The sequence below is a fragment of the Alloprevotella sp. genome, from assembly GCF_057240785.1.
Genome location: NZ_DBHHRH010000032.1, coordinates 1 through 14,214 on the forward strand (window position 1 = coordinate 1; position 14,214 = coordinate 14,214).

The following is a 14,214-nucleotide window of genomic DNA, read 5'->3' on the forward strand; positions in this document are numbered from 1 at the left end:
ATTAATTCCGATCTTTGTTCTCTTGTAAGCTTCATTGTTCTTTCTTTGATTTTTTTATTCACTACAAATATAAGAACTTTGGAGCTTACACACTTTTTTAGGACAGTATCGAAACATAGAGGTGAACAAACCAATTGTTCCCGTCCTCAGCGTTGGCGAGGCATGGGTGGAGTTTCCAACTTCTCATCGCTGCACGCTCTCCAATACTTTTCAGACATCACCCAATAAGGGTGTTTTCATATGCAATAAGGGTGTTTGCTGATAGCCTTATTGTATTCTTAAATACAATAAAGAGAAAAACGATACTGTCCTAAAAAAGTGTGTAAGCTCCAAAGTTCTTATATTTGTAGTGAATAAAAAAATCAAAGAAAGAACAATGAAGCTTACAACAGAACAAAGATCGGAATTAATTTCTGAAATGGCCTCAAGTGAGGCAGGTTTTAATGAGTTGGTTCGCGTGCTTTTGGATAGTTTTTCCAAGCAGGAGCGCGCCCTCTTTCTCGCGGAACATGCGGGTGAACAAGCCAATGGTTTCCGTCCCCGGCGTTGGCGGGGCTATATATAAAATAAAGTGTATAAGCAACAGGTTCTTAATATCTCAAAATTTGTCCTGGCCGAATATGACTTGTTGCAGAAATATGATTTGCTTTACACAAAGCATCAAGCGAGATTTCTAATTTGCGAGCAATAGAAGTTAAGTTTTCTCCAGCAGCTACCTTGTGGTAGCGAGAAGGAGCAATTTCAGCCATATGTTCTGTCTGAGCAGTCATCTCTTTATTCTTTCTACTAGCAGTTGAGGCGACTCCAGTAAACATATTTGGATTATCACTCTTATGGAATACGAAATAGTCACCCGTCACATCTTGGTTAGGGAAATCAAACAGAAGTTCAGGATTGATAACAGCACCTAACAGACGGCATTCAAAATGAAGATGACTTCCGGTGGAGAGCCCTGTATTCCCCCCTAAACCTATAGGTTCTCCTGCTTTCACATAAGTATTAACAGAGACTAGATGCTTGGAGAGATGAGCATAGATTGTTTCCAATCCATTATTATGACGAATAACAATATATTTTCCATAACCTCCTCCCTCATAATCAACGATGCGTACGCGACCATCAAATGCAGATCGGATAGTATCGCCAACATAAACTTTTATATCGAGTCCTTTATGATAACGACGAAATGACGACCGATAGCCTACTCTACTTGTAATACGTCGGCTGTCGGTCGGCATTGCAAAATTGCGTAAATCAATACGATATGTTTCTGGAATCTGATCTTGGCTATAGCAATGAGTGCGCGTGGTATTCCAACTAGAGTAAAGGTCGCCCGAAGGTCTTTCTACGTTCTCGCGCTGAATCAGTCGATTGAGTGCTAGAGAATCAACCGAGCGTACTTTTCTATCGACAGGAGCTTGCATAGATATCATATCTTGCGCGGTAGCTGAAAGCGTACATCCTAAGAGAAAAACACCTAAGCCAAATTTTCGAAGTGCTGAAAAATTCATTCGTTCGTGTTACAATTAAGGAAGCCAAAAGCTTCTTATTATTATACGTATCGGTCACAAAGTTACGACTTTGTAGCATACTGACAATAAGTATGCTCAAAAAATTAGTTAAATCAATTGTGTCTAGATAGCAAATAACAAGTTAAATCAGTATATATAAAAATCTTTCGTAAGTTGTTGATACTGTTCTGATCTTTCTCCTTTTTCGTCCATCAAGAGTAAAGTATCTTCCGTGAAGACACTTTCAACTTTTGATAAAGCACACAACAAACGTTTAGGTGCCTTAAAAGGACGAGTGACTACTCGAGTCAAACGATTAAGGACAAAACCTCGAACAATAGCTTCCACCATAAAACGCTCGCGAGCTACTGTAGGAATGATAACATATAAGCGTCCTGTGTCACATAAGAGTCGAGATACTTGTTGTAATAAAGTCGCAAAACTCAATCCTACAGTATGACGCGCGCTGGCTCGTGCAGCATCAGGAGGAAGGAGATCTTCTTCAAAAAAAGGAGGATTAACCAATATGGTATCAAAGCCTTTAGAATCTTGAAAATTGGAAATATCTTCGCATACAATACTTATGCGGGAAGCCCAAGGCGACCTTACTGCATTCTCCTTTGCTTGCAATGCTGCCTCTCTCTCGATCTCAACACCATACACATATGCTTGAGAACGCTGAGCTGCCATGATGGAGATAAGTCCGGACCCACAACCAATATCAAGAATTCTGTTAGACTTAGAAACATCGGCCCAAGCCCCGAGAAGTACTCCATCTGTTCCCACTTTCATCGCACAGCGATCGTGGTATATTTTAAATTGTTTGAATTCAAAGAAATTTGTCATACCCTCATAAACTTAAAAGTACTAAAAATAGTATGAAAAGCCGACATTCTTTTATTGCTTTTTGGTGTTTCGAGGCGTTTAAGCTATCTTTGCTCTCCATTTTGGGACTTTTTATTTTTATTTTCCCAGTTTCGAAAGATTTATCATGAACGAAAAAGATATTTCCGCTAATCCATTCTCCCTCATTGCTGATTTCGAGGGAGATATTGCGCAGTTGTTTGCAACACCTTTTGATGAAATTCTACCTATCTTGCCACTGCGTAACTTGATGCTTTTTCCTGGTGTAGTTGCTCCTGTTACTGTCGGACGAGAATCATCTCTTCGCCTCATCGAGCAAGCCGAAAAAAAAGGTACAGTCATTGCTGTTGGCTGCCAACGTGATGCTAGTGTTGAAACACCCCATGTATCCGATCTCTACCCCATTGCTGTCGTAGCAAAGGTTATGCGTGTTATCGAACTCCCCAATGGCAACAAGTCTGCAATCTTACAGAGCTTTGGTCGTATTCGCTTGGGAGAGGAGACTCGCCAAAAGCCCTTTCTTCGTGCACACGTTGAAAAACTAAAAGACATCTTACCAAGTAAGGACGATAAAGAATACGAAGCGTTGGCTGATGCTTGCAAAGATACTACTATTCGCTTTATTCATATTTCTGAATCTTATCCTGAAGAAGCTGCTTTCGCCATTAGAAATATTGGCCACCCTATATTTCTTCTCAATTTTATATGCACAAATTTACCCTTTGAATTAGATGAGAAAGCAGAACTCTTAAGCGAGAATGATCAATGTCAACGAGGCTATAAGTTACTCTCCATATTGAATCGTGAACTTCAGTTTGCAATTCTCAAACAAAATATTCAAAATCAAACGCGTGAGGAGCTAGATAAGCAGCAGCGCGATTATTTTCTCCAACAACAGATTAAGAATATTCAGAGCGAACTGGGTGATGAGCAAAATGAAGATGTGACAGAACTAATAAATAAGGCCAGTCTTATTGAGTTGCCATCGAAAGTACGAGAGGTCTTTGATAAAGAACTAAAGAAACTACAACGTATTCCTCCTCAAAGCCCAGATTATAATATAGAACTCAACTATGCACAAACACTAGTGAGTCTGCCGTGGGGGAGAAAAACTGATGATAATCTCAATATAAAAAATGCAGAAAAAGTTTTAAATCACAATCACTATGGAATGGAGAAAGTCAAAGAACGCATATTGGAGCATTTGGCTGTTTTAAAGTTCCGTAACGATATGAAAGCTCCTATCCTGTGTCTTTATGGCCCTCCAGGAGTTGGTAAAACTTCGTTAGGCAAATCTATTGCTGACGCGTTAGGTCGACAATATGTACGCATCAGCTTGGGAGGTGTACACGATGAAGCAGAAATCCGTGGACATCGTAGAACATATATAGGTGCTATGCCTGGACGTATTATAAAAAGCATACAAAAAGCAACTACAGACAATCCTGTATTTATCCTTGATGAAATTGATAAGGTCAGTGAGCGCAATTTTAATGGTGATCCGCAAAGTGCTTTACTTGAAGTTCTCGATCCTGAGCAGAATAAAGCCTTCCATGATAATTTCTTGGATGTAGATTATGACCTTTCCAATATTTTCTTTATAGCCACAGCGAACTCTCTCCAAAACATCCCCACTCCTTTACTCGATCGTATGGAAATTATAGAGGTGGAAGGATATCTAACTGAGGAGAAAATACAGATTGCTAAACGCCACTTAATTCCGAAAATAGAAAAAGAATTAAAAATAAATACAGACTCTCAACTGAAGGTAAAATTTAAGCCTAAAGCCTTTGAATTTCTCATTGAGAATTATACTAGAGAAAGTGGTGTGCGTCAACTTGAGAAACAATTAGATAAAATTTATCGCAAGATGGCCTATCGCACTGAAGTAGAAGAGTCTAACAAATTTAAGAGCACAGGAATTGATGCTGCCAAGATAGAGGAGTTACTAGGTAAACCACTATTCAACCGCGATAAATATCAAGGAAATAAATACGCAGGTGTTGTTACAGGCTTGGCGTGGACAAGTGTAGGTGGAGAAATCCTATTTATAGAAACAAGTATAAGCCGCTCCAAAGCTCCCAAACTTACATTGACAGGAAACTTGGGTGATGTAATGAAAGAAAGTGCTGTTTTAGCACTAGAATACATTAAAGCTCATGCAGAAAAGCTCAAACTGAATAGTAACATCTTTGACCATTGGAGCATTCACGTACACGTACCAGAAGGAGCAACACCTAAAGATGGTCCTTCTGCTGGTATCACAATCGCCACGTCTTTAGCTTCCGCTCTGACCCAACGAAAGGTACGCGCTAATACGGCTATGACGGGTGAGATTACTTTGCGTGGTCGTGTTCTTCCTGTTGGTGGAATTAAAGAAAAGATTCTTGCTGCTAAGCGGGCTGGTATTAAAGATATCATCATGAGCGTGGAAAATACAAAAGATATTGAGGAAATTAATCAGAAGTATATTGAAGGATTGAAATTCCACTTTGTTGAGAATGTCTTTGAAGTACTTGACATTGCTCTCCTCAAAGAAAAAGTAGACAACGCTATCAACCTTGATATAAAAGAAGATAATGATCATCACTGATAAGCGAGCTGGAAGATTCTTTACTCTCCAACATACCGATACCAACTCTGCAGCTAGAGCTGGAAGCATTGAAACAGACCACGGAACTATTGAAACTCCGATTTTTATGCCTGTCGGAACGGTAGGTAGCGTTAAAGCTGTACACTTGCGGGAGATAAAGGATGACATCAATGCACAAATCATTTTAGGGAATACTTATCATCTCTATTTGCGCCCAGGACTCGAAGTCTTAGAAGCAGCAGGAGGATTGCATAAGTTTAATGGGTTTGACCGCCCCATACTTACAGACAGCGGAGGCTTTCAAGTTTTTTCACTTACAGGAATCCGAAAGCTCACTGAGGATGGCTGCGAATTCCGCTCTCATATTGACGGTTCAAAACATTTCTTCTCTCCTGAGCGAGTTATGGATATAGAGCGAACAATAGGTGCAGACATCATAATGGCCTTCGATGAATGCCCGCCAGGAACAGCGGACTATGCTTATGCACAAAATAGCTTAACGCTCACGCATAATTGGTTGGAACGTTGTGTTACTCAATTTAATAGTACTCTCCCTAAGTACGGTTATCATCAGGCACTCTTCCCTATTGTCCAGGGTTGTATTTATAAAGATCTGCGACAAGAAAGTGCGCGTTTTGTAACAGACTTAGATGCAGAGGGGTATGCTATCGGAGGACTTGCCGTGGGCGAACCCACGGATGTGATGTATGAAATGATTGAAGTTGTCAATGATATCTTACCACAAGCAAAACCACGCTACTTGATGGGTGTTGGAACTCCCGTCAATATATTGGAAGGTATCGAACGCGGTGTAGATATGTTCGACTGCGTGATGCCGACGCGCAATGGTCGCAACGCGATGCTCTTCACTTCAGAAGGTATTATGAATATGCGCAATGCTAAATGGGCAAAAGACTTCTCACCTGTTGATCCCAATGGTACAAGCTTTGTCGACTCAGCTTATACTAAAGCATATCTCCATCATTTGTACAAAGCTAAAGAGTTGCTTGCCATGCAGATTGGTAGCATTCACAATTTGGCCTTCTATCTCTGGCTTGTGCGAGAAGCTCGCAAGCATATTCTTGCAAATGATTTCTCAACATGGAAAAAGATGATGGTTGAGAAAGTAAGCCGTCGCTTATAATTTTATATAAGATGAAGAAGATAACATTTCCACACTTCAAATGGGGAAGACATAGCAAAGGAGAGAACTCCAAAAGGAAGTCCTCTTCTCACAAGGAGATATTTGGCAATTTGCTGATAAAGATGGGATTTCTACGCATCGATAGATATATCATGTGGCAATTTCTCTCCACCTATATTTTCTTGATAGCCATCATTATTACCATTGCAGTTATCTTCGACTACAATGAAAAGATTGATAAGATTTCTTCAAGCCATGCAAGTTGGAATAAAATAATCTTCGACTATTATGCCAATTTCATCCCCTACTTCTCCAATCTTTTCAGCCCACTATTTGTCTTCATTGCTGTTATATTCTTTACAACAAAGCTAGCAGGCAACTCTGAAATAATAGCTATGAAATCTACGGGTATGAGCTTCAAACGCCTGCTGCGCCCCTATATGATTTCTGCCACTCTCATTGCAGCTACCACTTTCTTTTTGGGAGCCTACATTATTCCAAGAGGTAATATTGCGCGTGTGAACTTTGAGAACCATTACATCAAAAAGAAAGATGTCACAAGTATCGACAACATTCAAATGCAAGTAGATACAGGAGTTTTTGCCTATATTACGCATTTTGATAATCAGACAAAAAGCGGTTATGGCTTCTCACTAGATAAAATTTCTGGTAAAAAACTCGTATCTCGCCTCACAGCACAAACCATTGAATACGATACGCTGGCGGATAAACGGTATAGTTGGACACTACGAATGTACGAAAAACGCACACTACGCGGTATGCGCGAAAAAGTGGAACGAGGAGATAAATTAGATAGCATCATCATGATGGAGCCTCGCGACTTTTTCTTCGTCCGCAATCAGCAAGAAACTATGACCTTGCCTGAACTAAGCGAGTTTATCGACAAACAAAAGTTACGCGGTGCTGCTGGCATCAGCACCTTTGAGGTAGAATATCACAAACGATTTGCCATGCCTTTTGCTGCTTTTATCCTTACATTGATAGGAGTCTCTCTTTCCACAGAGAAGAGGAAGAATGGTATGGGAACAAGTATTGGTGTAGGGCTAGCTCTTAGCTTTGGATACATCCTTTTCCAAACAGTGAGTGCAACCTTTGCCATTAATGCAAATATGTCGCCTATGTTAAGTGTATGGATGCCCAATATTATTTTTGCCATCATAGCGTTTGTTCTATACAAACGTACTCCACAATAAATTATGACTATATGAAAGAACGTGAAGACATATATTTTGAGGATCTAGCCCTCTCGGATGACGTGCTAGATGCCCTCTACGACATGAGGTTTGAAAAATGTACTCCTGTTCAAGCTCGTTGTATTCCAACAATTTTGGAGGGTAAAGATATCATTGGGATAGCACAAACAGGTACAGGTAAGACTGCCGCCTATTTGCTACCTATTTTAACACTCTTGAGAAGAGAGCCCCACCCCACTGAAGCTATTAACTGTCTTATAATGGCTCCCACACGAGAATTAGCACAACAAATTGATCAAGCCTTGCAGGGATTTGGGTACTATGTTAGTGTAAACGGTATTGCCGTTTATGGTGGCAATGACGGAGTGCGCTTTGAACAAGAAAAGCGTAGTCTCAAACAGGGTGCAGATATTGTCATCGCCACACCTGGACGCCTTCTCACTCATCTTGACTTAGGAAATATTGACTTGAGTCGCACAACTTACCTCATCTTAGATGAGGCAGATCGTATGTTGGATATGGGTTTCTCTGAAGATATTCTAAAAATTGTGGAGCAGTTGCCTGAAAAACGCCAAACCATCCTTTTCTCTGCAACGATGCCAGATACTATCGACAAATTTGCTCGTAGCATTATGCACAATCCTGTGGAAATCAGACTTGCTGTTAGTAAGCCTGCAGAGAAAATCCAACAGAGCATTTATGTATGTAGGGAAACAGATAAAAATATAATTATACGTCATCTCTTCAAGCAGCATAAACCTGAACGCGTTATTATCTTTTGTTCATCCAAACAAAAAGTAAAAGAACTCAACATACTTCTAAAACGTGCTCACTTTAATTGTGAAGCAATGCATTCTGACTTGCTTCAACAGCAACGTGATGAAGTGATGTTAAACTTTAAGGCAGGTCGAACTGACATACTCGTTGCAACAGATATTGTAGCACGCGGCATTGACATCAATGACATACAAATGGTTATTAACTATGATGCCCCGCGCGATGCTGAGGACTACGTTCATCGCATTGGCCGAACCGCCCGTGCAGGCCGCAACGGTATAGCTGTAACACTTGTGGGAGAAAAAGATCTCTATGCTCTCCATAATATTGAAAAATTACTGGCGGAAAAATTACCACGAACTCCCCTACCAGAAGGACTTAAGGAGCCAGAGGTACAAACAAGAAAAAATCGTAATGAGCATAGGAGACATGGAAACCAACGAACCAATACCACCCCAAAAAACACACAAGGACATCAGCAGGTACGACGCCGTAAAAAGATCGCCAATGCAGCAAACAAACCTGTCCAATAAGAAATTTTATAAAAGGAAGAGTCTATAATCATTGAAAGAACAAACAGGTAACGTATCATATCTATTATTTAAAACGATACCCGTCCTCGAGAATACAATACTTGTATTTGGAAATAGAATACTCGGATTTTTCTATACAATAAAGAAAGCCGACAAGAGCAAAAGAACTCATGTCGACTTTCTTTTTCGTTTACTTTAAACGACTACTACATTGGGAATAATCCATAAAGTTTTGAATCAATCATATCTGTGATTTTTTCAAAGTCTTCTGGATTACTCTCAAATTTAGTAGTGTCACCATCCACTATAATGAGATGATGATTATAGGTTTTAATCCAATCTTCGTAGAGTTTATTTAGACCTTCCAAATAATCTATGCGGATAGACTTCTCATACTCACGGCCACGCTTTGCTATCTGCGAAACCAAATTGGGTACAGTCGAACGAATATAAATCATTAAGTCGGGTAACTTTACCAGCGACATCATCAAATCAAATAAGTCCGTATAGTTTTGAAAATCTCTATCGCTCATCATCCCCATTTTATGCAAGTTTGGCGCAAATATACGGGCATCTTCAAAAATAGTACGATCTTGTATAATCACATCATTGCTCTTCGAAATTTCCACAACATCTTTGAAACGCTTGTTGAGAAAATAGATTTGCAAATTAAACGACCAACGCGACATATCTCCATAAAAGTCGTCTAGATATGGATTGTTGTCCACGGGTTCAAAATGTGGCATCCAGTTGTAGCGTTTAGCAAGCATCTTTGTCAGTGTTGTTTTCCCGCTACCAATGTTTCCAGCAATTGCTATATGCATAATAAATGTATGTTTTCAGTTTCAAGTTATTAGAATAAACCATAAAGTTTTGCATCTATCTTATCAACAATAGATCTAAAATCCTCAGGATGTAAAAGAAAATCAAGATTATCAACATCAATAACGAGTGTCTCACCTTGATAGCTATTGAATATAAAATCTTCGTAACGATTGTTGAGATTTTCGAGATATTGAAGAGGAATAGCTTGCTCATATTCACGTCCACGCTTCTGAATATTCTCCACAAGATGAGGCACTGAGGAGCGAAGATAAATGAGTAGCCTAGGATAATTCACTACCGAAACCATACAGTTGAAAAGCTCCATATAAGTTTCGTAGTCGCGATCCGACAAATATCCCATATCTTTATTGTTAGCCGTAAAGACATAGACTCCCTCAAAAATAGAACGATCTTGAATTATTTGAACTTGGCTCTGGGATATCTCTAATAGGTTGCGAAAGCGTTCTTTCAAGAAAAACACCTCTAAATTAAACGACCACCGAGGAACATCCTTGTAATAATCATTGAGATAAGGATTATTATCAACAGCTTCGAAATGGGGTTTCCATTTGTAATGCTTAGACAAAAGGGTGGTCAGCGTGGTTTTCCCACTACCTATATTTCCTGCGATTGCAATGTACACAGTATTTAAAGTTGTTGATTTTGTTTGTGCAAAGGTAATTCATTCGAAAGGATTCATCAAACGAAAATCAAATAATATCGTAAGACATCATAAACACTTCTAGTCAAACTAGAAGTATTTTCATGTTTTTTCTGTAGAAAAAACATGAAAATCGATAAACACACAGTATGGTACAACTTCTATAATTTACATTTTTTCATCTTTCAAGCATTAACTATAGATTTGTTTAAACCAACTTCGTTTCCTATTTTATCGTGAATTATATTATGGAGGATAAGAAGATTACTTCTTAGATGGCAAAAAAGGACACACATACCTATTATAGATAAAAAATGATTAACTTTGCGTACAGATATCCAATAATAAAAAAATAATCTAAATGAAAGCATTTGTTTTTCCTGGCCAGGGTGCACAGTTTGTTGGTATGGGTAAAGATCTCTACGAGAAGCATCCCGTTGCCAAACAGTTCTTCGAGAAAGCTAATGAGATTCTCGGTTTCCGCATCACAGACATCATGTTTAATGGGACAGATGAGGAACTGAAACAAACAAAAGTGACGCAACCGGCAGTATATATTCACAGTGTTGTTAAAGCTCTCTGCTTGGGAGAAAGTTTCAATCCTGATATGGTAGCAGGTCATTCTCTTGGTGAATTTTCTGCACTTACAGCAGCTCGTTGCCTTAGCTTTGAAGATGGTCTTAAACTTGTGGCTGCTCGTGCTAAGGCCATGCAGGCTGCTTGCGAGGTAAAACCAGGCACTATGGCAGCTATCATTTCCTTGTCTGACGAGAAAGTGGAAGATATTTGCAAGCAAGTAAGTAAAGACAATAAATTGGTTGTACCTGCCAACTACAACTGTCCTGGACAACTTGTTATATCTGGCGACGAAGAAGCCATCAAAGAGGCTTGTACGCTTCTTAAAGAGGCTGGTGCTAAGCGTGCACTTGTGCTTCCCGTAAGCGGTGCCTTCCATAGCCCCTTTATGCAACCTGCTCAAGAAGAACTCGAAACTGCTATTGCTACTACTGAGTTCAAGAAACCTATCTGTCCTGTTTATCAGAACTACGATGGTCTTGCACACACTGATCCTGAAGAGATTAAAACCAACCTCATTCAACAACTTACGCATAGCGTTCTTTGGACAAAAGAAGTTGAAAGTATGCTTGCAGATGGTTGCACAAGTTTCACTGAATGTGGTCCAGGAAAAGCCCTTCAAGGAATGGTTTCTAAGATTGCACGTGCACAGAATCTCGAAGTAGAAATCCAAGGTGTAGAAGACTAATCTTTTAGAACTTAAAAAACATTCTAACAATATTATAAAAGCCTAACGGAAGAACGTCTCTAATAACGTAAGCCGTTAGGCTCTTGCATTTTCACATGTTAGTAATTAGTAATAAATATAATGAAACTACTTAGTGCACTTGCCTTGGCAGTGCCTCTCTCTGTTATGAGCCAGGAAAGAATCACCATCTATCAGGTTTTACCCCGTTTATACGGAAATACTGTCACTCTCAATAAAAATAATGGAACATTATCCGAAAACGGATGTGGCAAGATGAACGACTTTGATGCTCGCCGCCTAAAACGCATCAAGGATATGGGCTTTACTCATATTTGGTATACAGGATTAATCGAACATGCTACCAAGACAGATTATTCTGCTTTTGGTATCGCTCGCGATAATGCTGAAGTTGTAAAAGGAAATGCAGGCTCTCCCTATGCAATAAAGGACTATTACGATATTGATCCAGATTTAGCTGTTAATGTCCCAGAACGAATGAAAGAATTCGAACAATTAGTAGAAAGAACACATCGATCCGGACTAAAAATGATCATGGACTTTGTCCCAAATCATGTTGCTCGCCAATATCATTCAGACAGCAAACCTGCTGGTGTCAAAGATTTAGGGGAAACAGATAACACAGAGCTAGCTTTTTCAGCCCAAAACAACTTCTACTATATTCCCAATGAATCATTACATTTGGACAATATAATAGGGAATAAAGCTTCTTATATCGAAACTCCTGCACGAGTTTCTGGAAATGACGTTTTCAATGCATGGCCAAGTATCAATGACTGGTATGAAACTATAAAACTAAACTATGGTATTGACTATCAGAATGGACGTTCTACACACTTCTCCCCTATCCCCGACACTTGGAAAAAAATGACCGAGATTCTTCTTTTTTGGGCAGGGAAAGGAGTTGATGGCTTCCGCTGTGATATGGCAGAGATGGTTCCAGTTGAATATTGGAATTATGCCATTGCACAAGTAAAGAAACAACATCCTGAATTGAAATTTATTGCAGAGGTTTACAATCCAGGAGAATACCGTAACTATATTCATACGGGAGGATTCGATTATCTTTACGATAAGGTCGGGCTATATGATACACTCCGTTCTATTGTTCGCGGAGAGAATTCTGCTACAGCTATTACCCACTGCTGGCAAGCTACTGACGACATTCAAGACCACATGCTTCATTTTCTTGAAAATCATGATGAGCAACGAATCGCTTCACCATTCTTTGTTGGAAATGCAGAAAAGGCTCTACCAGCATTGGTCGTTAGTGCAACACTCGATAAAGCTCCAATGATGATTTATGCAGGACAAGAAATTGGAGAAAAAGGAATGGGCAACGAAGGCTTTAGTGGAGAAGATGGACGAACGACGATTTTTGATTATTGGGGAGTTCCTTCTTATCAGAAACTAATACGTGGCATCAAATACTTGGATAAAGATGAAGCCAAACTTTATACCTTCTATCGTTCTATAATTAAAATCATCAATAGTTCTGAAGCCATTCGAGAAGGAAAAAAATTTGATCTTATGTATGCTAACGATGCATCACAAAACTTCAATCCTCATCGTACCTTTGCAATGCTTCGCTCAACGGGAGAAAAGACTGCACTAATCGTAGCAAACTTTGCTGATACAGAACAAAAACTCTGTATCAATATTCCATCTGCTGCATTTGAATATTTAGGCATAAAGCCACAGACTATAAAGGCAAAAGAGCTTATTTCTGGCAAATCTCTCCCTCTAACGCTTAGCACAACAGAGCCTACTAAAGTTACAATTTCAGCGAATAACGCTGTGATTATTGCTTTCTAAAAAGGTTGATGCATAGAACTCAGATATAAAATTTATTCTTATCTTTGCATCAATATAAGGAAAGTTGGCAGAGTGACCGAATGCGCTGGACTCGAAATCCGGTATACCCTGTTGGGTATCGGGGGTTTGAATCCCTCACTTTCCGCAAGAAATCAAAGGGAAGTCAAATTGATGGCTTCCCTTTTATTAATAATCAATAAGATATATTTTCGACATCGTAACTACTCAGCTTGTCACATTTAATTAGAGAATAGTTACTTCTACTGAGAACTATAATATTAATGATGCTTTCAAAACGAAGTCCATGCTCCTTTGAGTAAAGAAGTTAACAAGAATGGGAAGCCTTTTGTGTTATCTTCTAAAGGATTAACTAATTTTGGCGAAGTCACAGCGGATAGCGGCTTACCTGCAGCTCCTATTAAACTTAGTATTGGTGAGAATACTAAAGATGTGAAAGGAAAAAATCATGGTTATGGCTTACTCCATATTGAAGCATCTCATGGAACACAGATTCGTAAGGCAGGGTTTCATTCTATTGAAGAGTTTGTCGAGAATGTGGCAGAGAATTATGATACCATCCGTGAGGGAAGTCTCATTGGGAAGAAACAAACGTATTTATTAGAAGTTTCTGATGAGCACAATAACACTCTTTTTGTACAATTGTCGAGAGATGGTCAGTATTGGAATGTAAACAGCGCGGGCATCTTCAGAGAAGCATACTCGCGCCGTAAACCAAAAGTCGCATCCTTACCCACCATCGGAAGCAATCCAAGCACCGAGACTGCTGAAGTTAATCGCGACCATTCTATGGATGCAGTCGCCACCAGCGGGAACTCTTCAACGACTTCTGCCGACAAAGTTACGGAAAGCTCTGAAGAGTTGCAAGAGCAGGAGAAAAAGTTTTCTCCTACTCCATCAGGCAATACTGGAAGCGAAGCAAGAGAAAGAGACGTCAGAGAGCGGGACGCAGTAAAAGAACGTTCACCGTAGCTATT

Annotated in this window: 11 protein-coding genes, 1 tRNA gene and 1 pseudogene; 9 read left to right on the top strand and 4 right to left on the bottom strand. The window is 39.5% G+C overall.

The window, feature by feature from the left end; translation table 11 throughout:
- Window positions 1–376: 376 nt before the first annotated feature.
- Window positions 377–559 (top strand): annotated as a pseudogene (locus tag ACO4R2_RS07165) (IS256 family transposase); the annotation flags it as partial.
- Window positions 560–590: 31 nt separating this feature from the next.
- Here ACO4R2_RS07165 and ACO4R2_RS07170 read toward each other — a convergent pair.
- Together ACO4R2_RS07170 and ACO4R2_RS07175 are read right to left on the bottom strand one after the other, a co-directional pair.
- Window positions 591–1,511 carry a M23 family metallopeptidase gene (locus ACO4R2_RS07170; protein WP_311491296.1) on the bottom strand — a complete coding sequence of 307 codons (921 nt, stop codon included), beginning with the start codon at window positions 1,509–1,511 and terminating at the stop codon, window positions 591–593.
- A 147-nt stretch (window positions 1,512–1,658) separates the two neighbouring features.
- Window positions 1,659–2,357, bottom strand: a complete 699-nt coding sequence (locus ACO4R2_RS07175; RefSeq protein ID WP_347720150.1) for a tRNA1(Val) (adenine(37)-N6)-methyltransferase — start codon at window positions 2,355–2,357, stop codon at window positions 1,659–1,661.
- A 145-nt stretch (window positions 2,358–2,502) separates the two neighbouring features.
- Between ACO4R2_RS07175 and lon the strand changes: the two genes are divergently transcribed.
- The 4 genes from lon to ACO4R2_RS07195 all read left to right on the top strand — a co-directional run bounded on the left by lon (window position 2,503) and on the right by ACO4R2_RS07195 (window position 8,636).
- Window positions 2,503–4,968, top strand: coding sequence for an endopeptidase La (gene lon / locus ACO4R2_RS07180; protein ID WP_484769725.1), 2,466 nt, complete (start codon window positions 2,503–2,505; stop codon window positions 4,966–4,968).
- Window positions 4,955–6,112, top strand: coding sequence for a tRNA guanosine(34) transglycosylase Tgt (gene tgt, locus ACO4R2_RS07185; protein WP_311491293.1), 1,158 nt, complete (start codon window positions 4,955–4,957; stop codon window positions 6,110–6,112). The genes lon and tgt overlap by 14 nt, the downstream gene beginning before the upstream one ends.
- Window positions 6,113–6,234: 122 nt before the next feature.
- Window positions 6,235–7,326, top strand: a complete 1,092-nt coding sequence (locus ACO4R2_RS07190) for an LptF/LptG family permease (protein WP_311491298.1) — start codon at window positions 6,235–6,237, stop codon at window positions 7,324–7,326.
- 11 nt (window positions 7,327–7,337) lie between these two features.
- Complete coding sequence (locus tag ACO4R2_RS07195) at window positions 7,338–8,636, top strand: DEAD/DEAH box helicase (protein WP_347720152.1); 1,299 nt, start codon at window positions 7,338–7,340, stop codon at window positions 8,634–8,636.
- A 206-nt stretch (window positions 8,637–8,842) separates the two neighbouring features.
- Here the strand turns inward: ACO4R2_RS07195 and ACO4R2_RS07200 are convergent, their stop codons facing one another.
- Window positions 8,843–9,460 carry a deoxynucleoside kinase gene (locus tag ACO4R2_RS07200; RefSeq protein ID WP_311490385.1) on the bottom strand — a complete coding sequence of 206 codons (618 nt, stop codon included), beginning with the start codon at window positions 9,458–9,460 and terminating at the stop codon, window positions 8,843–8,845.
- 29 nt (window positions 9,461–9,489) lie between these two features.
- Entirely contained in the window at window positions 9,490–10,104 is a 615-nt protein-coding gene (locus ACO4R2_RS07205; protein ID WP_484769726.1) for a deoxynucleoside kinase, read from the bottom strand.
- A gap of 379 nt (window positions 10,105–10,483) precedes the next feature.
- Here ACO4R2_RS07205 and fabD point away from each other — a divergent pair, with 379 nt between their 5' ends.
- From fabD to ACO4R2_RS07225, 4 genes are all read left to right on the top strand, one after another.
- Window positions 10,484–11,386 (top strand): ACP S-malonyltransferase, encoded by a 903-nt coding sequence (gene fabD / locus ACO4R2_RS07210; protein WP_315090602.1) that lies wholly within the window; start codon window positions 10,484–10,486, stop codon window positions 11,384–11,386.
- Between the two features lie 120 nt (window positions 11,387–11,506).
- Entirely contained in the window at window positions 11,507–13,219 is a 1,713-nt protein-coding gene (locus ACO4R2_RS07215) for an alpha-amylase family protein (protein ID WP_347719967.1), read from the top strand.
- Window positions 13,220–13,277: 58 nt separating this feature from the next.
- Window positions 13,278–13,364 (top strand) — tRNA-Ser (locus ACO4R2_RS07220).
- Window positions 13,365–13,531: 167 nt separating this feature from the next.
- A complete protein-coding gene (locus tag ACO4R2_RS07225) occupies window positions 13,532–14,209 on the top strand; it encodes a hypothetical protein (RefSeq protein ID WP_484769727.1) in 678 nt (225 codons plus the stop codon).
- The last annotated feature ends 5 nt before the right edge of the window (window positions 14,210–14,214 follow it).

What these genes read in the sequence shown, in the direction of transcription:
- ACO4R2_RS07170 (WP_311491296.1), bottom strand. Translation starts at nt 1,511, where the DNA reads ATGAATTTTTCAGCACTTCGAAAATTTGGCTTAGGTGTTTTTCTCTTA.
- ACO4R2_RS07175 (WP_347720150.1), bottom strand. Translation starts at nt 2,357, where the DNA reads ATGACAAATTTCTTTGAATTCAAACAATTTAAAATATACCACGATCGC.
- lon (WP_484769725.1), top strand. Translation starts at nt 2,503, where the DNA reads ATGAACGAAAAAGATATTTCCGCTAATCCATTCTCCCTCATTGCTGAT.
- tgt (WP_311491293.1), top strand. Translation starts at nt 4,955, where the DNA reads ATGATCATCACTGATAAGCGAGCTGGAAGATTCTTTACTCTCCAACAT.
- ACO4R2_RS07190 (WP_311491298.1), top strand. Translation starts at nt 6,235, where the DNA reads ATGGGATTTCTACGCATCGATAGATATATCATGTGGCAATTTCTCTCC.
- ACO4R2_RS07195 (WP_347720152.1), top strand. Translation starts at nt 7,338, where the DNA reads ATGAAAGAACGTGAAGACATATATTTTGAGGATCTAGCCCTCTCGGAT.
- ACO4R2_RS07200 (WP_311490385.1), bottom strand. Translation starts at nt 9,460, where the DNA reads ATGCATATAGCAATTGCTGGAAACATTGGTAGCGGGAAAACAACACTG.
- fabD (WP_315090602.1), top strand. Translation starts at nt 10,484, where the DNA reads ATGAAAGCATTTGTTTTTCCTGGCCAGGGTGCACAGTTTGTTGGTATG.
- ACO4R2_RS07215 (WP_347719967.1), top strand. Translation starts at nt 11,507, where the DNA reads ATGAAACTACTTAGTGCACTTGCCTTGGCAGTGCCTCTCTCTGTTATG.